Origin of the sequence: Aeromicrobium sp. (genome assembly GCF_032084975.1) — a bacterium.
Taxonomy (GTDB): Bacteria; Actinomycetota; Actinomycetes; order Propionibacteriales; family Nocardioidaceae; genus Aeromicrobium.
Map to the genome: position 1 here is coordinate 1 of NZ_DAMDLR010000045.1, position 22,361 is coordinate 22,361.

At 69.7% G+C, this 22,361-nt stretch carries 24 protein-coding genes and 3 tRNA genes; 23 read left to right on the top strand and 4 right to left on the bottom strand.

From position 1 onward, the window contains the following. The first annotated feature begins 347 nt into the window (after window positions 1-347). From RT323_RS11225 to RT323_RS11255, 7 genes are all read left to right on the top strand, one after another. Window positions 348-866 carry a YceD family protein gene (locus RT323_RS11225; protein ID WP_313408323.1) on the top strand — a complete coding sequence of 173 codons (519 nt, stop codon included), beginning with the start codon at window positions 348-350 and terminating at the stop codon, window positions 864-866. Between the two features lie 2 nt (window positions 867-868). Further along, complete coding sequence (gene rpmF / locus RT323_RS11230) at window positions 869-1,054, top strand: 50S ribosomal protein L32 (RefSeq protein WP_313408326.1); 186 nt, start codon at window positions 869-871, stop codon at window positions 1,052-1,054. Window positions 1,055-1,064: 10 nt separating this feature from the next. Next, window positions 1,065-1,793: a ribonuclease III gene (rnc, locus tag RT323_RS11235; RefSeq protein WP_313408329.1), complete on the top strand. Its 729-nt coding sequence runs from the start codon at window positions 1,065-1,067 to the stop codon at window positions 1,791-1,793. Then, window positions 1,777-2,622 carry a bifunctional DNA-formamidopyrimidine glycosylase/DNA-(apurinic or apyrimidinic site) lyase gene (gene mutM, locus RT323_RS11240; protein WP_313408332.1) on the top strand — a complete coding sequence of 282 codons (846 nt, stop codon included), beginning with the start codon at window positions 1,777-1,779 and terminating at the stop codon, window positions 2,620-2,622. Before rnc ends, mutM begins: the two co-directional genes overlap by 17 nt. 33 nt (window positions 2,623-2,655) lie before the next feature. Continuing rightward, window positions 2,656-3,876 (top strand): deoxyguanosinetriphosphate triphosphohydrolase, encoded by a 1,221-nt coding sequence (locus RT323_RS11245; RefSeq protein WP_313408334.1) that lies wholly within the window; start codon window positions 2,656-2,658, stop codon window positions 3,874-3,876. A gap of 124 nt (window positions 3,877-4,000) precedes the next feature. Next, complete coding sequence (locus RT323_RS11250) at window positions 4,001-4,441, top strand: Fur family transcriptional regulator (RefSeq protein ID WP_313408336.1); 441 nt, start codon at window positions 4,001-4,003, stop codon at window positions 4,439-4,441. Window positions 4,442-4,472: 31 nt separating this feature from the next. Continuing rightward, on the top strand, window positions 4,473-5,984 hold the full coding sequence (locus RT323_RS11255) for a catalase (RefSeq protein ID WP_313408337.1): 1,512 nt from the start codon (window positions 4,473-4,475) through the stop codon (window positions 5,982-5,984). A 36-nt stretch (window positions 5,985-6,020) separates the two neighbouring features. Here RT323_RS11255 and RT323_RS11260 read toward each other — a convergent pair whose 3' ends face one another. Beyond that, on the bottom strand, window positions 6,021-6,398 hold the full coding sequence (locus tag RT323_RS11260; RefSeq protein WP_313408338.1) for an ankyrin repeat domain-containing protein: 378 nt from the start codon (window positions 6,396-6,398) through the stop codon (window positions 6,021-6,023). Window positions 6,399-6,470: 72 nt separating this feature from the next. On the opposite strand from RT323_RS11260, the gene dnaG reads away from it, so the two are divergent. The 8 genes from dnaG to RT323_RS11295 all read left to right on the top strand — a co-directional run bounded on the left by dnaG (window position 6,471) and on the right by RT323_RS11295 (window position 11,998). Beyond that, window positions 6,471-8,354 (top strand): DNA primase, encoded by a 1,884-nt coding sequence (gene dnaG, locus RT323_RS11265; RefSeq protein WP_313408340.1) that lies wholly within the window; start codon window positions 6,471-6,473, stop codon window positions 8,352-8,354. Between the two features lie 93 nt (window positions 8,355-8,447). Then, on the top strand, window positions 8,448-9,044 hold the full coding sequence (locus RT323_RS16735; RefSeq protein ID WP_396172293.1) for a sigma factor: 597 nt from the start codon (window positions 8,448-8,450) through the stop codon (window positions 9,042-9,044). Further along, window positions 9,007-9,082 (top strand) — tRNA-Asn (locus tag RT323_RS11270). Before RT323_RS16735 ends, RT323_RS11270 begins: the two co-directional genes overlap by 38 nt. Before the next feature lie 389 nt (window positions 9,083-9,471). Next, window positions 9,472-9,548 (top strand) — tRNA-Met (locus RT323_RS11275). A gap of 155 nt (window positions 9,549-9,703) precedes the next feature. After that, window positions 9,704-10,144: a hypothetical protein gene (locus tag RT323_RS11280; RefSeq protein WP_313408342.1), complete on the top strand. Its 441-nt coding sequence runs from the start codon at window positions 9,704-9,706 to the stop codon at window positions 10,142-10,144. A gap of 109 nt (window positions 10,145-10,253) precedes the next feature. Continuing rightward, window positions 10,254-10,379 carry a hypothetical protein gene (locus RT323_RS11285; RefSeq protein ID WP_313408344.1) on the top strand — a complete coding sequence of 42 codons (126 nt, stop codon included), beginning with the start codon at window positions 10,254-10,256 and terminating at the stop codon, window positions 10,377-10,379. Next, window positions 10,366-11,370: a LacI family DNA-binding transcriptional regulator gene (locus RT323_RS11290; protein ID WP_313408347.1), complete on the top strand. Its 1,005-nt coding sequence runs from the start codon at window positions 10,366-10,368 to the stop codon at window positions 11,368-11,370. The genes RT323_RS11285 and RT323_RS11290 overlap by 14 nt, the downstream gene beginning before the upstream one ends. Window positions 11,371-11,479: 109 nt before the next feature. Next, the gene (locus RT323_RS11295; protein ID WP_313408350.1) at window positions 11,480-11,998 is read left to right on the top strand and encodes a DUF3145 domain-containing protein; all 519 of its coding nucleotides are present in this window, start codon (window positions 11,480-11,482) and stop codon (window positions 11,996-11,998) included. A 13-nt stretch (window positions 11,999-12,011) separates the two neighbouring features. Here RT323_RS11295 and RT323_RS11300 read toward each other — a convergent pair whose 3' ends face one another. Continuing rightward, the gene (locus RT323_RS11300) at window positions 12,012-12,524 is read right to left on the bottom strand and encodes a hypothetical protein (protein WP_313408353.1); all 513 of its coding nucleotides are present in this window, start codon (window positions 12,522-12,524) and stop codon (window positions 12,012-12,014) included. 85 nt (window positions 12,525-12,609) lie between these two features. On the opposite strand from RT323_RS11300, the gene RT323_RS11305 reads away from it, so the two are divergent. Then, entirely contained in the window at window positions 12,610-13,563 is a 954-nt protein-coding gene (locus RT323_RS11305) for an alpha/beta fold hydrolase (RefSeq protein WP_313408354.1), read from the top strand. Here RT323_RS11305 and RT323_RS11310 read toward each other — a convergent pair. After that, entirely contained in the window at window positions 13,497-14,585 is a 1,089-nt protein-coding gene (locus RT323_RS11310) for a phosphatase PAP2 family protein (RefSeq protein ID WP_313408357.1), read from the bottom strand. The genes RT323_RS11305 and RT323_RS11310 overlap by 67 nt on opposite strands. Before the next feature lie 58 nt (window positions 14,586-14,643). Further along, the gene (gene aceE / locus RT323_RS11315) at window positions 14,644-17,403 is read right to left on the bottom strand and encodes a pyruvate dehydrogenase (acetyl-transferring), homodimeric type (RefSeq protein WP_313408360.1); all 2,760 of its coding nucleotides are present in this window, start codon (window positions 17,401-17,403) and stop codon (window positions 14,644-14,646) included. Between the two features lie 119 nt (window positions 17,404-17,522). On the opposite strand from aceE, the gene RT323_RS11320 reads away from it, so the two are divergent. The 7 genes from RT323_RS11320 to RT323_RS11350 form a co-directional block, all read left to right on the top strand. Beyond that, a complete protein-coding gene (locus RT323_RS11320) occupies window positions 17,523-17,909 on the top strand; it encodes a DUF3052 domain-containing protein (protein WP_313408363.1) in 387 nt (128 codons plus the stop codon). After that, complete coding sequence (locus RT323_RS11325) at window positions 17,906-18,385, top strand: peroxiredoxin (protein WP_313408365.1); 480 nt, start codon at window positions 17,906-17,908, stop codon at window positions 18,383-18,385. Before RT323_RS11320 ends, RT323_RS11325 begins: the two co-directional genes overlap by 4 nt. Window positions 18,386-18,555: 170 nt before the next feature. Continuing rightward, a tRNA-Val gene (locus RT323_RS11330) sits at window positions 18,556-18,629 on the top strand. Window positions 18,630-18,677: 48 nt separating this feature from the next. Beyond that, a complete protein-coding gene (locus tag RT323_RS11335; protein WP_313408368.1) occupies window positions 18,678-19,127 on the top strand; it encodes a DUF6153 family protein in 450 nt (149 codons plus the stop codon). Window positions 19,128-19,230: 103 nt separating this feature from the next. Continuing rightward, entirely contained in the window at window positions 19,231-19,815 is a 585-nt protein-coding gene (locus RT323_RS11340; protein WP_313408371.1) for a DUF305 domain-containing protein, read from the top strand. Between the two features lie 11 nt (window positions 19,816-19,826). Further along, a complete protein-coding gene (locus RT323_RS11345; protein WP_313408373.1) occupies window positions 19,827-20,432 on the top strand; it encodes a CueP family metal-binding protein in 606 nt (201 codons plus the stop codon). 261 nt (window positions 20,433-20,693) lie between these two features. Then, on the top strand, window positions 20,694-22,361 hold a 1,668-nt coding region (locus RT323_RS11350), incomplete at its 3' end, for a RecQ family ATP-dependent DNA helicase (RefSeq protein ID WP_313408376.1).

A 22,361-nucleotide genomic window follows, 5' to 3' on the forward strand; every position in this document is an offset into this window, starting at 1 on the left:
GTTTCCCCGGTTAAGTAGGTTTCCTGTCACTTCACGAGGGTTGCGATCCTCGAGAAGTGCCAGAGAACCTCGCGAAGTCGATGCGGCACGCCCTCGTCGGCCTCGCGGACGGGCCCCGGGCAGTCCTCCGACTCGGCGCCGGCCCGAGCTCGGTCACGCGTGACTGGACGAGGTTTCCTGTCACTTCACGAGGGTCGCAACCCTCGTGAAGTGCGAGAGAACCTACTTAACCGGGGAAACCATCACCGTGAGCCGACCGATTCGCGTCCACGTGAGCCCGCGGGGTACGATTGACGCTGGCCCGTTTGCGGGCCGGTGTTTTCTGGTGCACTCGATGAGGGGCTGACGTGACTTCCGGACCGTTCGTGTTCGACACCCAGGTTCTGGGCCGTCGTCCGGGAACCGAGAAGTCGTATGAGCTCGTCGTCGACGCACCTGCGGACCTCGGCCTGGACGTCTTCGGTGTACCCGAGGGATCGCCCATCGACCTCGAGCTGCGGCTCGAGGCAGTGATGGAAGGTGTCCTCGCCACCGGGACGGCCTCGGTCCACGCCGTCGGAGAGTGCGTGCGCTGTCTGGAACCCGTCGAGGATGATGTCGACGTCGACCTGCAGGAGCTCTACTTCTACGAGGGCGCGGGCGAGGACGAACTGGCCGTCGAGGATGAGATGATCGACCTCGAGCCCGTCCTGCGGGACGCGGTGGTGCTTGCACTTCCGCACAACCCGTTGTGTGATCCGGACTGCCCGGGACTGTGCCCCGACTGTGGGTTCCGGCTCGCGGACGATCCAGATCACACACACGGAGATGCGATCGACCCCCGGTGGTCGGCGCTGACCCAACTGACCGAACGACCTGAGGAGTAACCGTGGCTGTCCCGAAGCGGAAGATGTCGCGCAGCAACACCCGTCACCGCCGTTCGGCGTGGAAGACGACGGCCGCCGTCACCGTCGACTGCGCCAACCCGGCTTGCAACGCCAAGGTGATCTCGCACCGCGCCTGCGCCGAGTGCGGCCAGTACGGCGCCCGTGGCGAGCGTCGACAGGTTCTCTGACCTGTCCGACGTGCCCGAGCTCGAGGCACTGAAGGAGACGCTCGGGGTCCCTGACCTGGACCCCGAGCTGCTCACCCATGCCTTGACTCACCGGTCCTTCTCGTACGAGAACGGCCAGATCCCGAACAACGAGCGCCTGGAGTTCCTGGGCGACTCGGTGCTCGGCGTGGTCGTCACCGAGACGCTCTTTCGCGGTCATCCCGACCTGCCCGAGGGCCAGCTGGCGAAGCTGCGTGCCGCCGTCGTCAGCGCCAAGGCGCTCGCCGAGGTCGCTCGCACCCTCGGCCTGGGCGATCACCTGCGCCTCGGGCGAGGCGAAGAGGCGTCCGGTGGCCGCGACAAGCCGTCGATCCTGTCCGACGCGATGGAGGCCGTGCTCGGCGCGATCTTCATCGAGTTCGGCATCGATCGCGCCGCCGACGTCATCCACACGATCTTCGACCCCGTGATCGCCCAGGCTGCCGAGATGGGCGCCGGGCTCGACTGGAAGACCTCGCTGCAGGAGATCTCCGCGCTGCACGGTCACGGCGTCCCCGTCTACCTGCTCGAGGGCACGGGACCCGACCACGACAAGCGGTTCACCGCGTCGGTCACGCTGGGCGACCTGCGCTTCGACGGCGGCACGGGCCGCTCCAAGAAGGACGCCGAGCAGATGGTCGCCGAGATCGCCTGGCGGGCGATCACCGCCATGGCCGACGGCGCGCAGTCGTCCGAGAGCACCGGTGCCCGAACTTCCTGAGGTCGAGGTCGTCCGCCGCGGCCTGGCCGAACACGTCGTCGGCCGCACGATCGAGGCCGTCGAAGTGCTCGACGCACGGTCCGTGCGCCGCCACGGTCCCGGTCCCACCGACTTCGTCGCCCGGCTCGCGCACCGACGGGTGGAGGCGGCCCACCGGCGCGGCAAGTACCTGTGGCTCGCGCTGGACGACGGCTCGAGCATCCTGACTCATCTGGGCATGAGCGGCCAGGCACTGATCGGCGCGCCCGATGCCCCGACGCCGCGACACCTGCGGATCACGCTCGACCTCGACGACGGGCAGCAGTTGCGCTTCGTCGACCAGCGGATCTTCGGCGGCATGGCCGTCAGCGAGACCGATCCGCCCACCGAGATCGCGCACATCGCCCTCGATCCGCTCGACCCGCGGTTCGACGACGCCGACTTCGTGCGCCGGATGCGCCGCCGCCAGACCGGCGTGAAGCGCGCGCTGCTGGACCAAGGACTCGTCTCGGGCGTCGGGAACATCTATGCCGACGAGGCACTGTGGCGCAATCGTCTGCACTACGCGCGCAACACCCGTGGGCTTCGCGTCGCCGAGGGACTTGAGCTGATTGGCCACGTGCGCGACGTGATGACCGAGGCGCTGGCGCAGGGCGGCACGTCGTTCGACGCCCTCTACGTCAACGTCAACGGCCAGAGCGGCTACTTCGACCGTTCCCTCAACGCGTACGGGCAGGAGGGCGAGCCGTGTGGCCGCTGTGGGGCGCCGATCGTCCGCGAGCCGTTCATGAACCGCTCGTCGTACCGGTGCCCCGCGTGCCAGCCGCGGCCCCGCAACGGCCGTTGGTGAGTCGGCGCGGGTGCTGATCGCTAGGGTGACCGCGTGACGCAGTCCGACGGCCTCTACGGCGACGAGGCCCGCGAACGGTATGTCCCCGAGCCGCCCAAGCGATCCGGGCGCACCTCCTTCGAGCGCGACCGGGCCCGCATCCTGCACTCCTCGGCCCTGCGCCGGCTCGCCGGCAAGACCCAGGTCATGGGCGCGGGCACGGACGACTTCGTTCGCAACCGGCTGACCCACTCGCTCGAGGTCGCCCAGGTGGCGCGCGAGCTGGGCAAGAGCCTGGGCTGCGACCCCGAGATCGTGGACTCAGCCGCCCTGTCGCACGACCTGGGACACCCGCCGTTCGGCCACAACGGCGAGGTCGCCCTCAACCAGGTCGCGGACGCGATCGGCGGTTTCGAGGGCAATGCCCAGACGCTGCGGATCCTGTCGCGGCTCGAGGCCAAGACGGTCGACGCCCACGGGCGCAGCGTTGGCCTGAACCTGACTCGCGCGACGCTGTCGTCGTGCGTGAAGTACCCGTGGCGACGGGGCGAGCGAGACACCCCGAAGTTCGGCGCCTACGACGACGACCTCCCGGTGTTCACGTGGCTCCGGGCCGAGGGCCGGCTGACGATGGAGGCGCAGGTCATGGACCTGTCCGACGACATCGCCTACTCGGTGCACGACATCGAGGACGGGGTCGTGGGCGGCTGGATCAGCCTCGTGGGCGACCTGGACACGCCGGACTCGTGGCGCGTGGCCCGTGACTGGTACGACGCGAGCGCCACCGACGACCGTCTCGATGCGGCGCTCGAACGGCTGCGCGCGCTGCCTGAGTGGCCCGCCGCGCCGTACGCGGGACAGCGCTCCTCTCGCGCCGTCCTCAAGAGCCTGACCAGTGCCCTGATCGGCCGGTTCGCCGGTGCGGCGTACGAGGCCACGGTCGAGCGGTGGGGGAGCGGCCCGCTCGTGCGTTACGAGGCCGACCTCGAGCTGCCGCGTGAGACGCTCGACGAGATCAACGTGCTCAAGTCGCTCGCGGCGCACCACATCATGCGGGCCGACCTGCGCGTCCGCGACCTCGAGCAGCAGCGCGACCTGCTGACCGGGCTCGTCGCCCACCTGCGCCTCAAGGGCGAGGGCGAGCTCGAGCCGGAATTCGCCGAGGACTTCCGCGCCGCCGACGACGACGCTGCACGGCTGCGGGTCATCGTCGACCAGGTCGCCAGCCTGACGGACGCCTCCGCTGTCGCCTGGGCACGTCGCCTGCTGGGCTGACCCGGAGAGCTGGTGCGGCCGGCCCGCCACGGTGTGGCTGGGGAAGCGCTGTCTGAGAGGAGCATCACCCGGGTCTCATCGCCTGTTGTTTTGATTTAGTCAAAACAAGTGAGACACTGGAGACATGGACGAATCCACCGCGATCGATGCCCTCAGGGGCGCTTCGTTGCGTGTGACCCGTCAGCGGATCGCCGTGCTGGCGGCCATTCACGAGTCACCCCACGCAGATGTCGGGGTGATCGTGGATCTCGTCCGCGACAAGATCGGCGACGTGTCGACGCAGACGGTCTACGGCGTCCTGAACACCTTGGTCGACGTGCACCTGGCCCGGCGCATCGACCTGCCCAACTCGGGCGCGCGCTACGAGGGCCAGACCAGGGATGCGCACCAGCACATCGTGTGTCGAGGCTGCGGCCAGATCGCCGATGTCGAGGAACCCCACGCCACTGGGCGCGCCCTTCCCGAAAGTCACGGATTCCGGATCGACGACGTCGAGGTGACGTACTGGGGCGCCTGCCCCGCCTGTCAACACGCCGTCCCGGAACCGTCTCCCGTAGTGCAGTAAGCGGATTTCACCCCTTGAAGGAGACCCCCAGATGACGCAAGACAACACGGCACCGTTGACCACTGCCGCCGGTGCTCCGGTCGCCAACAACCAGGACAGCCTGACCGCCGGCCCCCGCGGGCCGATGCTGCTGCAGGACCTGTGGTTCCTGGAGAAGCTGGCGCACTTCGACCGCGAGGTCATCCCCGAGCGTCGCATGCACGCCAAGGGCTCGGGCGCGTTCGGCACCTTCCGTGTCACGCACGACATCTCGCAGTACACGAAGGCCAAGCTCTTCAGCCAGGTCGGCAACGAGGTCGACATGTTCGCGCGTTTCTCGACCGTCGCCGGTGAGCGTGGCGCCGCAGACGCCGAGCGGGACATCCGCGGCTTCGCCCTGCGCTTCTACACCGAGGAGGGCAACTGGGACGTCGTGGGCAACAACACCCCGGTGTTCTTTTTCCGCGACCCGCTGAAGTTCCCCGACCTCAACCGCGCCGTCAAGCGCGACCCGCGCACCAACCTGCGTGACGCCGAGAACAACTGGGGCTTCTGGACGGGCCTGCCCGAGGCGCTGCACCAGGTCACGATCGTCATGTCCGACCGGGGCATCCCGAAGTCCTATCGCCACATGCACGGCTTCGGCTCGCACACCTTCTCGATGATCAACGCCGAGAACGAGCGCGTCTGGGTCAAGTTCCACTTCCGTACCCAGCAGGGCATCGAGAACCTCACCGACGCCGATGCCGCGGAGATCGTCGGTTCGGACCGCGAGTCCAGCCAGCGCGACCTCTACGAGGCCATCGAGCGCGGTGACTTCCCGAAGTGGAAGATGTACATCCAGGTCATGCCCGAGGCCGAGGCGGACAACTACCGCTTCCACCCGTTCGACCTGACGAAGGTGTGGTCGAAGAAGGACTACCCGCTCATCGAGGTGGGCGAGTTCGAGCTCAACCGCAACCCCGAGAACTACTTCGCCGATGTCGAGCAGGCGGCGTTCACGCCGGCCAACCTCATCCCGGGGATCAGCTTCTCGCCCGACCGGATGCTGCAGGGCCGTCTGTTCTCGTACGGCGACGCGCAGCGGTACCGGCTCGGTGTCAACCACCACCAGATCCCGGTCAACTTCCCGCACGCGGCGCCGGGCCTCAACACGTACCACCGTGACGGCACCATGCGCGTCGACGGCAACCAGGGCAGCCTGCCCGGCATCCAGCCGAACAACTTCGGGCGCCTGCCGGAACAGCCCGAGTACGCAGATCCGGCGCAGTCGATCGGCTCCGTCGCGGACCGCTTCAACTTCCGCGAGGACGACGACAACTACTTCGAGCAGCCCGGCAACCTGTTCCGCCTCATGAGCGCGGAGCAGCAGCAGGTCCTGTTCGAGAACACGGCCCGCGCGATCGACGGCGCGACGCAGGCGTCGATCGACAAGCACATCGAGCACTGCACCAAGGCCGACCCGGCCTACGGTGAGGGTGTCCGCAAGGCGATCGAGGCGCTGAAGGCCGGTCGGATCGACCCGACCGAGGCCGACGCCAACAAGCCGCCGTTCGAGGCGTAAGGGACCAGCCCGTGAGGAAGGGGCGATCTGCCGGCATCACGCCAGCAGGTCGCCCCTTCCGAACATCTCGGCGGCCTGACGAGCGCTCGGCGTGCCGGCATCCAGGTCGGCGCCGGCGTCGCGCAACGCCCGGACGACGTCGTCCTCGCCCTTGAACAGGGCGCCGGCGATGGGGGACTGGTCGCGGTCGTTGCGCAGGTCGACCTCGGCTCCGCGCTCGAGGAGAGCTCGGACCGTGTCCGGGTGACCGTGGTACGCCGCGAGCATCAGAAGGCTGTTCCCCTCGGGGTCCTGCGAGTCGACGGGCAGGCCGTGCTCGAGGAATTCGAGCAGCTCGGCCGTCGACCCCTTGCGGGCCAGATCCATGGCCATGGCGACGACCCGGGCGCTCTGGTCAGGCGACAGCGACTCCATGTGCCGAGTCTAGACGCGGGTCATGCCCCGTGACCTGCTCCGTGGGTCGGGCCCGCCACGTAGGATCACGCCATGGCGCGCATCAAGGACGAGGACATCCAGCTCGTCCGTGAGCGCGTCCGCATCGACGAGGTCGTCGAGCAGTACGTCACCCTGCGCAACGCCGGCGGGGGCGCCCGCAAGGGCCTGTGCCCGTTCCACGACGAGCGGACACCGTCGTTCAACGTCCGCCCGGCGCAGGGCTTCTACCACTGCTTCGGCTGCGGGGCCGGCGGCGACTCGATCAAGTTCATCATGGAGATCGAGGGCCTGGCCTTCGCCGAGGCCGTCGAGCGGCTGGCCGACAAGGTCGGCCTCCAGCTGCGCTACGAGGAGACGGGCGCGCCCACCGGGCCGCGTCGCGATCCCGGCCAGCGACAGCGACTGCTGGCGGCGCACAAGGCAGCCGCGCAGTTCTACGCCGGGCAGCTCTTCTCCGCATCCGAGGCGGCCCCCGGCCGCCGGCTGGTGACCGACCGCGGCTTCGACCAGGCGGCCGCCGAGCTGTTCCAGATGGGCTGGGCCCCCAAGTCCGGCCAGGCGCTGACGGCCCACCTGCGGGGGATGGGCTTCACCGAGCAGGAGCTGGTCGTCGGCGGCCTCGCGCGCAAGTCGGCCCGTGGCCTGTTCGACGCGTTCCAGGGCCGCCTGCTGTGGCCGATCAAGGAGATCTCGGGCGAGGTCATCGGCTTCGGCGCGCGCCGGATGTTCGACGACGACTTCATGAGCGGCAAGTACGTCAACACGTCCGAGACGCCGATCTACAAGAAGACCCAGGTCCTCTACGGCATCGACCTGGCCCGGGACCCGATCCGCAAGCAGAGCCAGGCCGTGGTCGTCGAGGGCTACACCGACGTGATGGCCTGCCACCAGGCCGGGATCCTGACCGCCGTGGCCACGTGTGGAACGGCGTTCGGCGAGAGCCACGCGCGCGTGCTGCGTCGCCTCATGCTCGACCACGACGCGTTCCACGGCGAGGTCATCTTCACGTTCGACGGTGACGAGGCCGGACAGAAGGCCGCGGTCAAGGCGTTCGAGGGAGACGAGGAGTTCACGGGCCAGACGTACGTGGCCGTCGAGCCGCGGGGGATGGACCCGTGCGACCTGCGCCTGACCGACGGTGACGAGGCCGTCCGCGAGCTGATCTCGTCCCGCATCCCGCTCTACCGCTTCGTGCTGGACAACACGCTCGAGCGCTACGACCTCGATCGTGGCGACCAGCGGATCGACGCCGTGCGCGACGCGGTTCGGCTCACCGCCTCGGTGCGGGACGCGTCCAAGGTCGACGCGTTCCTGCGCGAGATCGCGACGCGCGTCGGGACCGACATCGACCTCGTGCACGCCGAGCACCGCAAGGCCGGTCAGCACAAGCCGGCGGCCCCGCGGGCCACGCGCGCCGCTGTTGCCGAGCCGGAGCCCGCTCCCGAGCCCGCGGTGTTCGCCAGTTTCGGGGCCCCGCAGTTCGCGGACGAGCGCGAGGCGCTCAAGGCACTGGCGCAGTTCCCCCACCTCGCGGGTCCGATCGCGGCCGAGCTGACGGACGAGGACTTCGTGCACCCCGTCGCGCGCGAGATCTGGCGGCACATGGCCGCGCGCGGCCTGCCGACCGGACCGGACTCCGGGTGGGTGCCGGCGGTGTCGGACGCCCTGCCCGGCGACGACCTGAGGCGCGTCCTGGGCGTCGCCGCGGTGGAGCCGATGCATGCCTCCGAGCAGAGTGCCGTCGCGGTCGTGCCGGCCGTCATGGCGCGCCTGCAGGAGCTGTCCATCCAGCGCAGCATCGCCGACGTGAAGTCGCGCTTGCAACGCACCGACCCGACCGCGCCGGAGTACCAGGAGGTCTTCGGCCAGCTCGTCGCGCTCGAGCAGCGCCGCCGCGGGGTCCGCGAGCGCTCGCTCGGCGCCGCCGCACCCTGAGGGTCGCTCGCCCGGCTGTGGGCAGCCCGCTGTCCGTCCACAGACCCCACCCAGCACCTGTCGCACGGTCGGGTGACCGCCGAGGCTGGGGACGTGTCGCCCTTCGTCGCCCATGCGCTCGCCCAGGCCCCCCTGCCCATCGACGAGGAGCGGGCCCTGGCGCGAGCCAAGGACCGCAGTCCACTCGCTCGCAACGAGCTCGTCTGCGCCAACCTGCGCAACGTCGTCCTGCACGCACTGCGGCTCGGCCATCGTGGGGGTGATCTCGATGAGGCGGTGTCGGCGGGCATCGAGGGCCTGATCCGGGCCGTCGACCAGTTCGATCCCGACCGCGGCACTCGCCTGTCGACCTTCGCCTGGAAGTGGATCGCCCATGCGATGACGCCGTCGCGGCCGGTTGAGGTGGTCCCGGTCGCCTCGGTTCCGTCCTGCGACACGCGCCTGCTGGCAGACCTGCCTGCGGAGCTCGCGACGGTGCTCGGACTGCGTTTCGGCCTGCTGTGCGAGGACGGTGTGGGGCTCACGATCGACCAGGTCGCCCAGCACGTGGGCATCAGTCGATGGCAGGTCCGCGATCGAGAGGCGAGGGGCCTTTCGCATCTGCGAAAGGGAGTTGCTAGAGTTGTTGACCGTGCTCCTGCAAGGGAGCCGATCCCCCGTAGCTCAATTGGCAGAGCATTCGACTGTTAATCGAAGGGTTATTGGTTCGAGTCCAATCGGGGGAGCCAACGAGGCCCGGCATTCCAGCAGAAATGGGATGCCGGGCTTGTTGTTTTCCGGGTTGCGTCAGCTGCCGAACGAGCCGCTGTGTGGGCCCCACGAGGTCGGCGAGGTCTGGCCGGCAGAACCATCCGCGCGAGCCGCGCCGCGAGATGCCTGCCGTGACTGCATGGCCTGGCGTTCCTCGTCCGTGAGCTCGACCCGCACGGGCTTGGTCCTGCGCTTGAACAGTCGAGCGAACATCCGGAACCTCCGAGGCCAGGGGTGGCTGATCTTGTGGCAGGTGACGTCGGGCTCACCCTAGCTCCGCCGGGCGACGGAGCGCGCCCACCGGCGCGCTCCACCCGAGCACCGGGGGTCGCCGTCGCCCGCTCGACTTGTACGCTCGGACGGCGACGGGGAGGTAGCTCAGCCGGTCAGAGCAGAGGACTCATAATCCTTGGGTCGTGGGTTCGAGCCCCACCCTCCCTACCAGTGAGCAGATCGGGTCGACCCGCGGCAGCAGCCGCGCCAGGTCCTCGCGTGTCGACGCGGCCAGTGTGCCGCGGTTGGTCCGTCCTCCGTCGCCGCGAGCCCTCGTGCGCCGGACGGCCTCGCGCGACACCTGACGTCGCTGCGAGGATGGGCGCATGACGCGCGACGCCGCCCTGTTCGACCTCGACGGGACGCTGTGCGACACGTCGTCGATCGCGCACCTGGTCGCCGGGCCCGGCGCCGACTACCGCGCCTTCCACGCCGCCTCGGCCGACTGCCCGCCCGCCGCCGATGTCGTGGCCGCCGTCGCCGATGCGCGCCGCCGCGGGCTGGCGGTGGTGCTCTGGACTGGTCGCGAGTTCGTGTGGCGCGACCTCACCCTCGACTGGCTGGCCGGGCACGAGATCGCGTTCGACGGCCTCTACATGCGGCTCGCGGCCGACTACCGGCCCGCGACGAAGGTCAAGGCCGAGTTGCTGCGGGACATCGCCGGGGACGGGTTCTCGGTCACCGAGGCATGGGAGGACGACCGACCCGTGGCGGAGCTGCTGCGGGATGCGGGCGTCGAGGTGACGTTGGTGCCCGGCACCTCCTGAGAGGGCATCCTGTGGCTCCTGAGGCCACCGTGACAGGAGAGGCGTTGTTCCTTGACAGCCCCCGCGGGCGGGGTCACTGTGAGGTAGATCGCACGAAGTAGGGGTTTCGATGATCCTGACGATCCGATCGATTCGCGTGGCGGTGGAGACCGTCGTGTCCACGCTGGCGCCCACCCATGACCCCCGCGAGAACGACTCCGAGCAGGCCCGGGAGTCCCGCGATGACCGCGGTTGAGGGACGCAGCACGATCTACGACGTCGCGCGCCTGGCGAAGGTGTCGGTCGCCACGGTGTCGCACGTCCTCAACCGGCCTGACAAGGTCCATCCCAGCACCCGCGCACGCGTGCTCGACGTGATCGACGACCTCGACTTCGTGCCCAAGGAGTCGGCCGTCTCTCGCGCTCGCCGTGGGGTCGGCCGGATCGGGGTGCTGGCGCCGTTCTCGCGGTACCCGTCCTACCTCGAGCGGCTCACCGGCATCCTCGACGACCGCACGGGCCGGACCGATGTCGTGGTGTTCGACCACGGCATGGAGGACGGCGACGAGCGCCCGCTGCTGGCGTCACTGCCGTCGTCCGGGCGGCTCGACGGGCTCATCATCATGGGGGTGCCACTCGACGCGACCCTGGGGGCGCGGCTCACGCGGCGACGCATCGCGACGGTGCTGGTCGACGGCCAGTACGAGGGCTTCTCCTCCGTGTCGGTGCGCGACGACCTCGGTGGCCTGCTGGCCGGCCGTCACCTGGTCGAGCGGGGGCACAGGCGGATCGTCTTCCTCGCGGAGATGAACCACGCCGCGGACCCCATGGCGCCTGACCAGAGGCGCTGGTTCGGTGCCGAGTCCGCGTTCCGTACGCTGGGTCTTCCTGCCGGCTCGATCCGCCGGTTGAAGTGCGGTCACGACTTCGAGAGCTGTCGCAGCGCACTCGACGAGATCCTCGCCCTGGAGCCACCGGCGACGGCCGTCTTCGCCCACCACGACGAGCTCGCGGCCGCCATCGTGACGGAGGCGCGCGGTCGCGGCCTGCGTGTACCGCAGGACCTCGCCGTCGTCGGCTACGACGGGGGAGTGCTGGCCGAGGCGATGCAGCTCACGACCGTCGAGCAACCGCTGCGCGAGACCGGGGCGATCGCCCGGCGACTGCTGATGGCGGCCCTGGGCGGGGCGCCCGATCCGCAGGTGATCAGCCTCGACCCCCGTCTGATCGAAGGCTCGACCACCTGAGAGTGCGCGACTCGCAGGCCCATCCCTTGTCGTGGACGCGGTCATGGGTCACAATGGCCTTGAGGTATCACCCGAGATCGCTGGGGAAGGCGCACCTAGGGAGGTACCCATGAATACGGTCCGATCTGGCACCCCCCTGACGAGGGGTGTCATCTTCGTGCACTCTGCCCCGTCGGCATTGTGTGCCCACATCGAGTGGGCGGCCGCCGGCGTGCTCGGCGGCAAGGTCGATCTCGCGTGGACCCCTCAGCCCGCCGAGCCCGGCACCTATCGTGCCGAGCTGTCGTGGCAGGCGCCCGTCGGCACCGCCGCGGCGCTGGCCTCCGTGCTGCGCGGCTGGGACCTGCTGCGCTTCGAGATCACCGAGGAGCCGACCGCCACCAGTGAGGGCGCTCGCTACTCCTTCACGCCGACGCTGGGCATCTTCCACGCCATGACGGGCCTGCACGGCGACGTGCTGATCCCCGAGGACCGCATCCGTGCGTTCCGGGTCAAGGCCGCCCAGGGCGACGTCACGCTCGATGAGGCCCTCGACGGCCTGCTGGGCGTGAAGTGGGACGCCGAGCTGGAGCCCTTCCGCCAGGCAGGCGAGGGCGCACCCGTCCGCTGGCTGCACCAAGTGATCTGAGCCGTCGGGAAGGTCAGCCGATCGTGACGGTGATCTCGGGGGTGGAGTCGCCCGAGGCCTTGTCCGTCACGCGGAACTTCCGCTCGCCGGTACGCGACGTGTAGATCTGCGTCTCGAACCGTCCACCGTCGCGGGCGGTGACCGTGACCGGGAAGTCGTCCCACGGCCCGTCGCCGTCCTTGACCTCCACCTGCAGGACGGTGCCGGACTTGACGGTCGGCAGGACGCCCTGGATCGGGAACCGCTCACCGGGGGCGACGCGATTCCCGGGAACCGGCGTCAGGCGGGGCTTCGGCGTGTTGTCCGCCTGTGGGGCCTCCGTCGTGGGGGTCGCGCTCGGCGTGGGCTCACTGGTGGGCTCGCTCGTCGGTGCGGCCAGCGGAGGCAGGTCGGCCGAGGTCACGCCCGTGGCGGTCAGGGCCCCGGCGGAGAACAGGCCGATGGCGACGCCGATGGCCACGCCGAGGAGCGCCATCCAGCCGAAGGCGCGCGCGGCGGGGTGCCGGAGATCGGGTTCAGACGTCACACGGAGATTCTACGGGGCTTCCGCGGCGAAGCGCCGCCGACGTGCCTAGGATGTGGCAATGGTCGGGTCCGGCGCCTCTCGAACCGTGGACGATGTCGAGTACGTCGTGGTCCACGGATATCGAAGGGCGTACCGGCGCCACGGCTCGGGTCCGCCGCTGCTGCTGCTGCACGGCATGGCGTGTGACTCCTCGACCTGGGATCCGGTCATGGACCAGCTGGCCGAGCACTTCACGGTGATCGCCCCCGATCTGCTCGGGCACGGCGAGTCCGACAAGCCGAACGCCGACTACTCGCTGGGCGGCTTCGCCAACGGCATGCGCGACCTGCTCACGATCCTGGGCATCGACAAGGTCACGGTCGTCGGGCACAGCTTCGGCGGCGGCGTGGCGATGCAGTTCGCCTACCAGTTCCCCGAGCGGACCGAGCGCGTCGTGCTGGTCTCCACCGGCGGCCTGGGACGTGAGGTCACCCCGCTGATCCGGGCGCTGACACTGCCCGGCGCGGGCCTGGGCCTGCGCGCGGCCACCCTGCGTCCCGTGCGGGGCGTCGCGTCGGCCTCGATGCGCATCCTGGCCAAGGCGCCGCTGCCCCTCGTGCGCGACCTCGACGAGGTCGCCGACATCTACGAGCGTCTCTCCGACCCCACGCAGACTCTCGTGGTGACCCGGCTGGCCAGGACGGTGATGGACTGGCGTGGCCAGTACGTCACCATGGCCGATCGCGCGTACCTGGCGCGGCTCATGCCGGTGCTCATGATCTGGGGCCGTCACGACGTCGTCCTGCCTGTCGGGCACGCGAGCAAGCTGCCGTCGCTGGAGAACTCGCAGGTGCACGTCTTCGAGGACTCCGGGCACTTCCCGCACAAGGACCATCCCGATCAGTTCGCCCGCCTCGTGGTGGACTTCTGCCGCACCCAGGAGCCTGCGCAGTACCACCGGGGCCGGTGGCGCGCGTTGCTACGACGCGGGGATCAGGCGGGCTTGGCCACGGTGCCGCTGTCGGACTCGGAGTCCGCGTCGCCGTCCGCCGTCAGCTGAATCTTGTGGTGCCTCTGGCGCCAGAACCCGTTGCCCGTCGCCCAGCCGGCGATCGCGACCGAGACCCAGCCGATGAAGGCTCCCGCGACGTCGTCGGCGATGAAGTGCCAGCCGAAGTAGATCGTGGCGATCACCGTCAACACGAAGTACACCCACGCGATGACCTGCAGGTACCGCGGCTGATCCGTGCGCTGGAAGAACAGCACGGCCGTCAGCGTCACCGAGACGTGCAGTGAGGCGAACGCGCCGATGCCCCAGATGGGCGCGCCCGTGGGGTCCTCGTAGTTCTGGGTCGCGTTGATGAACAGCGACTCCTGCAGCTGGGTCACGCCGGTCGTCGGCAGCGCGTCGAACAGCGTCGCGTTGGTGTAGGCCGGGCCCAGCGACGGGAAGATGTAGTACGAGGCCGCGCCGAGCACCCAGTTGAGCGACAACGCGGTGGCGTACCAAGCGCCCAGTGAGAAGTCGCGGTTGAGCACGAGGAACGCGGCCAGCGTGATCGGGATCAGCGGCAGGTAGCTGACGTACACGGTGGCCAGCACCTGGGCGGCGATGCCCGTGCCCAGGAGGCTGTGCAACAGGTCGGCCGGGTGGTTGCCGAACATCAGCCAGTAGTCCCAGCGGGTCAGCATGGTGTCGAAGTTGACGCCTTCGCGCAGCACCGGCAGGAAGCCCTTGATGTTGCGGTAGCTGACGTAGCAGACGTAGAACGTCAGCAGCCCGGTCGCGATGTGCGCGACGCGGCTCCAGGACCACTCGTCACGGACGATGTCGCGCATGCCGCGGACGACGTGGCGGACGCCCGCGCGCTTCAGCGCGAGCGGGAGGATGCCGGCGGCGAAGAACGCCAGTCCCATCAACGGCAGCCGGACGTACGCGGGGCCCAGGAAGCCCTCGGGGTCCTTCAGGGCGATGCCGAGCTGGGCCGAGAAGACGATCGCGGTGATGCCGATCGCCGCGGCCACGAGGACGCCGAAGGTGTAGGGCCATGCGAGAGCTGCGCGCCACCACCGTCCGACCATGCGGGACAGTCTACGGTGGCGGCACGCAGCGCTCGGCGAGGCGTCCGGTCGAGGCCGCTCAGGCGTCGGCGCCCTCCTGCTTCACCCCTGCCACGGCGGTCGGATCGTCGATCTGCAGCGACGTGAAGGCCTGGCGGGCGAGGTCCGGGTCGATCCGGCCCTCACTGCCCAGGGCCGCCAGCGTCGCGACGACGATCGACTCGGCGTCGATCTGGAAGAACCGGCGAGCGCCCGCGCGGGTGTCGGCGAAGCCGAAGCCGTCCGCGCCCAGCGACGTCCACGTGCCGGGGACCCACCGCGAGATCTGGTCGGGCACCGCGCGCATGTAGTCGCTGACGGCCACGGTGGGACCACCGTCGCCGAGCTTCGTCGTGATCCACGGCGTGCGGGGATCCTCGCCCAGGTGGTTGAGGTTCCATCGCTCCGTCTCGTCCGCCTCGCGGGCCAGCTCGTTCCAGGAGGTGACGGACCAGACCTCGGCGGCGACGCCGTAGTCCTCGGCCAGCATCTTCTGGGCCTGGATGGCCCAGGGCACGGCGACACCGGAGGCCAGGATCCGCGCCGGGACCTTGTCCTCGATCGGCGAGGTCGCGTAGCGGTGGGCACCCTTGAGGATGCCGTCGACGTCGACACCCTCGGGCTCGACCGGCTGGTTGATCGGCTCGTTGTAGACCGTCATGTAGTAGATGACGTTCTCGCCGTAGCTGCCCCGGTCGTCGACCTGGTCGCCATACATGCGCCGCATGCCGTCCTTGACGATGTGCGCGATCTCGAACGCGTACGCCGGGTCGTAGTGCACGACGGCCGGGTTCGTGCGGGCCAGCAGGGGGGAGTGTCCGTCGGCGTGCTGCAGGCCCTCGCCCGTCAGCGTCGTGCGTCCGGCGGTCGCCCCGATCAGGAACCCGCGCGACATCTGGTCCGCCATGGCCCAGATGGAGTCGCCCGTGCGCTGGAAGCCGAACATCGAGTAGAAGAGGTACACGGGGATCATGTGCTCGCCGTGCGTCGCGTAGGCGCTGCCGGCGGCCGTGGCCGAGGCCATCGCGCCGGCCTCGCTGATGCCCTCGTGCAGCAGCTGGCCCTTGTCGCTCTCCTTGTACGCCAGCAGGAGCTTGCGGTCGACCGACTCGTACATCTGCCCGTGCGGGCTGTAGATCTTCGCCGACGGGAACATCGAGTCCATGCCGAAGGTCCGGTACTCGTCCGGCGCGATCGGCACGATCCGCTGGCCCAGCTCCTTGTCCTTCATGAGCTCGCGCAGGAGCCGGACGAACGCCATCGTGGTGGCGATCTGCTGCTTGCCCGAGCCCTTGCGCAGGTCGGCGTAGGCCTCGTCGCCGGGCAGGGTCAGGGGCTTGGCCTTCACGATCCGCGACGGGAGCGCGCCACCGAGCTCGCGGCGGCGTTCGAGCATGTAACGGATGTGCTCGTGGTCCTCACCGGGGTGGTAGTACGGGGCGCCGTCGGGGGAGTCGATCTGCTCGTCCGTGATCGGGATGCGCAGGCGATCGCGGAACGTCTTGAGGTCGTCGTTCGTCAGCTTCTTCATCTGGTGCGTCGCGTTGCGCGCCATGAGCGACTCGAGCAGCCAGCCCTTGATGGTGTGGGCGAGGATGACGGTCGGCTGGCCCTTGTGCTTCATCGCCGAGTCGAACGCCGCGTACACCTTGCGGTAGTCGTGGCCGCCGCGCGCGAGCTTCTCGATCTGCTCGTCCGAGAGGTGCTCGACGATCTTCTGCAGCTCGGGCTCGGGACCGAAGAAGTGCTCGCGGTTGTAGGCGCCGGTCTCGATCGAGAGGTTCTGGAACTCGCCGTCGGGGACGGCGTTCATCTGGTTGACGAGCGCACCCGTCGTGTCGCGGGCCAGCAGGTCGTCCCACTCGCGGCCCCACACGACCTTGATGACGTTCCAGCCGGCGCCCAGGAAGGTGGACTCCAGCTCCTGGATGATCTTGCCGTTGCCGCGCACCGGTCCGTCGAGCTGCTGCAGGTTGCAGTTGATGACGAACGTGAGGTTGTCGAGCTGCTCGCGGGCCGCGACGCCGATGGCGCCGAGCGACTCGGGCTCGCCCATCTCGCCGTCGCCCAGGAACGTCCACACGTGCTGGTCGCTGGTGTCCTTGAGGCCGCGGTGCTGCAGGTAGCGGTTGAAGCGTGCCTGGTAGATCGAGTTGATCGCCGCGAGGCCCATCGAGACCGTCGGGAACTCCCAGTAGTTGCTCATCGTCCGCGGGTGCGGGTACGAGGACAGGCCCTCGCCGGGCCCCTGCGAGTGCTCCTGGCGGAAGTTGTTCAGGCGCTTCTCGTCGAAGCGGCCCTCAAGGAACGACCGCGCGTAGATGCCGGGTGCGGCGTGACCCTGGTAGTAGATGTGGTCGCCGCCACCGGGGTGGTCCTTGCCGCGGAAGAAGTGGTTGAAGCCGACCTCGTAGAGGCTCGCCGCGGACTGGTACGTGGCGATGTGCCCGCCGACGCCGAGGCCGGGACGGTTCGCGCGCGAGACCATGACGGCCGCGTTCCAGCGGATGTACGAGCGGATGCGCCGCTCGATCTCCTCGTCGCCGGGGAAGTCGGGCTCCCGCTCCGGCGGAATGGTGTTGATGAAGTCGGTGCTGCGCAGCGCCGGCATGCCGACGGCACGCTCGCGCGCACGCTCGAGCATGCGCAGCATGACGTAGCGCGCGCGGTCTCGCCCACGCTCGTCGACCATCTGGTCGAGGGAGCTGAGCCAGTCGCGCGTCTCGTCTGGATCGACGTCGGGCAACTGGGTGGGCATGCCCCCATGGATGATGGGGCGGTCGGGGCCGGATGAGGCCATGGTGCTCTCTCCCTCGGGTGTCGGGATGGACTCCTCCATCAAACCACCCGGAGTTCGCTAGTGTGAGTCCGGCAAGCAACCAGAACCACCTACTGAGAAGTAGGGAACAAGGAGGTGCGGTGGACGCGGGGAAGCTGGGCTTCGTACCTGACTCCGTCATCCAGGAGCTCGGCTGGGACGAGGACGTCGACGAGGAACTTCGTACGGCGATCGAGTCCCACACCGGGAACGCCATGGTGGACGGAGACGTCGGTGAAGTGGTCGACGGCGTCGTGCTGTGGTGGCGCGACGAGGATGGTGATCTGACCGATGCGCTCGTCGATGCCCTGCAGGACGTGGACGAGGGCGGGTCGGTGTGGCTGCTGACCCCCAAGGTCGGCCGCGACGGTCACGTGTCGGGCGCCGACATCGGTGAGGCTGCTCCCATCGCGGGTCTGTCGATCACGACGACCTCGTCCGTGGGCTCGGCGTGGGTCGCCACCAAGCTCTCGACGCACAAGCGATGACCGGGTCAGCGTCGACCGGCGCGGTCGAGGTCGGCTCGCCGGCACCGGACTTCACACTCAAGAACCAGCACGGCCAGGACGTCACGCTCTCGCAGCTGCGGGGCCGCAACGTGGTCGTGTTGTTCTACCCCTTCGCCTTCAGCGGGATCTGCACGGGCGAGCTGTGCGAGATCCGCGACAACCTGAGCGCCTTCAACGATGCCGACGCCGAGGTGCTGGCCATCTCGTGCGACCCGATGTTCTCGCTGCGTGCCTGGTCCGACCAGGACGGCTACACGTTCAGCCTGCTGAGCGACTTCTGGCCGCACGGTGAGGTGGCTCGGGCCTACGGCATCTTCCAGGAGGGTCCCGGCGCCGCCGCGCGCGGCACCTACGTGATCGACCGCGAGGGCGTCGTGCGCTGGAAGATCGAGAACGGGCTGGGTGACGCCCGCGAGCTCAACGGCTACCTCCAGGCACTCCAGTCACTCGGCTGACAACTTGGGCGAATGGCCCATATTTTTTGGGTGGATATCACTCACGTTGGCCATGTCGATCTGGTTTGATAGCACTACCGCGCCGCCGGGGACCCGAGACCCCGGCGGCGCGGCTTTGTCTTGTCGCAGCCGCTGAACGGCGCCCGTGCGTTACCGTTCTGCTGCGCCCAGGGCGAATAGCTCAGTTGGTCAGAGCATCCGGTTTACACCCGGAAGGTCGGGGGTTCGAGACCCTCTTCGCCCACCGCCGCTCCACCGCCGGTGACCCCGTCGTCGGCCTAGGATGGCGGCCATGACCGTCGTGACGGCGAGACCCGAGCACGCGGCGCGCGCCGGTGGCGTCCGTCGCCTGGTGCTCGGCGGGCTCCTGGTCGCCGCGGTCGTCGTCGGCCTGGTGGCGATGCACACGCTCAACCTGCACGGGACCGCCGCCGCGCAGGTGCCCGCCGCGGCCCAGACGCACGCGTCGCACGCCGACGACGCGTCCGCCGTCCACGAGCCGGTGGTCGCCTCCACGGACGCCAGCGGGGCCTGCGAGCACTGCGTCGCCGCCGGCCACCTGGGCATGGCCATGTCGTGCGTCCTGGCCCTCTTGGCACTGCTGCTCGTGCTGGTGCCGCCGCGGCTGCTGCCCCGGTGGTTCCACGAATCGGTCCCCACGGGACGACTCCGTCTCGACCCCGTCTCCACGGCGCTGCCCGTGGCGCCCTCCCTGCACGTTCTCTGCATCAGTCGCACGTGATGGACGCGTGAGCCCTGCCCGGACATCGGGCGAGTGGCTCCGTCGAACCGGGCACGCGCCGTACGGCCGCGTGCCGTCACACACACGCGATCTGGAGAACACGATGAAGTTGCACACCGCCGCGCCCGCGGCACTGGTCCTGTCCGCCGCCCTCGTCCTGACGGGGTGCTCGTCCGGTCAACCGGACTCGGGCTCGTCGCACGGCGCGAACCATGGGGCCGCCGAGAGAGCCGGAGCGAACGACGCGGACGTCATGTTCGCGCAGATGATGGTCGTCCACCACGAGCAGGCGATCGAGATGAGCGACCTCGTCCTGGCCAAGGAGGGCATCGACCAGCGGGTCGTCTCGCTGGCGGAGGCGATCAAGCAGGCCCAGGGCCCTGAGATCGTGCAGATGCAGGGATGGCTCGAGGACTGGGGCGCCGACCGTTCCACGGACGGCATGCACCACGGCGGGACCGGGATGATGAGTCACGACGACCTCACGAAGCTGGAGCAGGCCGATGGCCGCGGTGCGTCGCGGCTGTTCCTGACGCAGATGATCGCCCATCACGAGGGCGCGATCGACATGGCGCGCGAGCAGGTCGACACCGGCAGGGACGCTGAGGCGGTCGAGCTCGCGCGCTCGGTGATCAGCGCCCAGGCCACCGAGATCCAGCAGATGCGCGACCTCCTGGAGGACCTGTGACCGGGCGCGCGATGACCCGCCGCGTCACCGCCCGACGACCGCTGGCCGCCGTCGTCATCATGATCGTCTCGGCACTCGTCGTGTCCGCGTGCTCCGGTCCGTCGGACAGCACGTCCGGCGAGGGTGGCGGTCCCGTCAGCGCCCTGCTGCTCGAGCACGACCTGGTCGGCCTCGACGCCGCTCAGGTCATCGAGCGGTTGGACACCATGCCGGTCGCCGACAGGCCCGCGGACCTGATGGCCTCGGTCCGCCCCGACGAGCTCGTCCTGAGCAACGGGGACGGTGTCGAGACGAGCCTCCCGATGCCCCGGGACGAGGTCTACGTCTCGGTCGCTCCGTACGTCGAGCAGACGCACGAGTGTCACTTCCACAGCCTGACGACCTGCCTCGGCGAGCTCACCGGCGCGGAGGTGGACGTCGAGCTCGTGGGCGAGGACGGACGGGTGCTGGTCGAGGAGACGCGCACCACCTTCGACAACGGCTTCGTCGGCCTGTGGGTGCCCCGCGGCATCCGGGCGACACTCACGATCCGTCAGGGTGAGCGCACGGCGACGGCCGAGGTCTCGACGCGCGATGACCAGGATCCGACCTGCGTGACCACGATGCGGCTCACCTGAGGTCCGCGCATGATGGGTGTCGCAGGTGTGCCGTGACCGACGGAGGACCGCCATGCCCGACCCCGATCAGGACCGGCCGGCCGAGCGGTGCGCGAGGCACTCGCTCGGCCGGCGCGTGCGCTACGTGTCCATGCCGGGAGTCGTTCCCGGACGAGGCGCTGCGGGCGTGGGTGGACGTGGCGCTGAGCCGGTGACCGGCTCGAAGGTCGTGCCTGTGGAACGTCGGCGGCGCTTGTCGGACCCGCCTGTCACGATCGGGGCATGACCTCGATCGCCACGGACACCGCCCACGAAGCGCTGCTGCGACTGCGCGCCCTCACGGGCCGCGAGGACGCGCAGTTCCACGACGGCCAGCTCGAGGCGATCTCGGCTCTCGTCGACGACGGGCGGCGAGCGCTCGTCGTCCAGCGCACCGGCTGGGGAAAGTCTGCGGTCTACTTCGTCGCCACCGCCCTGTTGCGGGCACGGGGGGCCGGTCCCACGGTGCTCGTGTCCCCGCTGCTGGCGCTGATGCGCGACCAGGTCGCGGCGGCCGAGCGTGCGGGCGTGCGGGCCGCGGCGATCAACTCGGCGACGGTCGAGGAGTGGGACGACATCGAGGCCCGGCTCGCCGCCGACACGATCGACGTCCTGCTGGTCTCGCCCGAGCGGCTCAACAACCCCACCTTCCGCGAGCAGCAGCTGCCCCGGCTCCTGCAGCGGATGGGCCTCCTGGTCGTCGACGAGGCCCACTGCATCTCGGACTGGGGCCATGACTTCCGCCCCGACTACCGGCGGCTGGCCCACGTGATCGAGTCGCTCGGCCCGGACGTGCCCGTGCTGGCCACCACCGCCACCGCCAACGCGCGTGTCGTCGCGGACGTCGCCGAGCAGCTGGGTGGGGACGTGCTGACGTTGCGCGGGTCCTTGGCGCGCGCGTCGTTGCGGCTGGGCTCGCTGACGCTGCCCACGGCGAAGCAGCGGTTGGGCTGGCTCGTGGCGCACATGCCCGACCTGCCGGGCAGCGGCATCATCTACGCGCTCACCGTCTCGGCCGCCGAGGACACCGCGCGGCTGCTGCGCGAGGCAGGGCACGAGGTGCGTGCCTACACCGGGCGCACCGACCCCGCCGAGCGCGAGCAGCTCGAGCAGGCCCTCAAGGACAACCGGGTCAAGGCGCTCGTCGCCACCAGCGCGCTGGGCATGGGCTTCGACAAGCCCGACCTCGGATTCGTGATCCACCTCGGCGCGCCGTCGTCGCCGGTGGCGTACTACCAGCAGGTGGGCCGCGCCGGACGTGCCACGGACAAGGCCGAGGTGCTGTTGCTGCCCGGCCCCGAGGACCGCGAGATCTGGCGCTACTTCGCGACGGCCTCGATGCCCGACCCCGAGCGCGCTGAGCGCGTCATCGGCCAGCTCGGCGCCGAGCCGACCTCGACCCCCGCGCTCGAGGCGCTCGTCGACATCAAGCGGACCCAGCTCGAGCTGCTGCTGAAGGTGCTCGACGTGGACGGCGCCGTGCAGAAGGTGCGCGGCGGCTGGATCGCGACGGGCCGCCCGTGGACGTACGACGCCGAGAGGTACGCCAGGATCGCCGCGGCGCGCCAGCACGAGCAGCAGGCGATGCTCACGTACCAGGAGGGCCGGACCTGCCGGATGGAGCTGCTGCAGCGCGATCTCGACGATCCGTCGGCGGCCCCTTGCGGACGGTGCGACGTCTGCGCCGGGCCCTGGTACCCCACGGACGTGCCCGAGTCCACCGTCGGTGCCGCCACGGCCGCCCTCGACCGGGTCGGTGTGCCGGTCGAACCGCGCGGGCAATGGCCCACCGGGGCCGACCGGCGCGGTGTCGGGGTCAAGGGCCGCATCTCACCCGACGAGCGGGCCGAGACCGGCCGCGTGGTCGCGCGCCTGACCGACCTGGGCTGGGGCGGGACCCTGCGCGAGCTG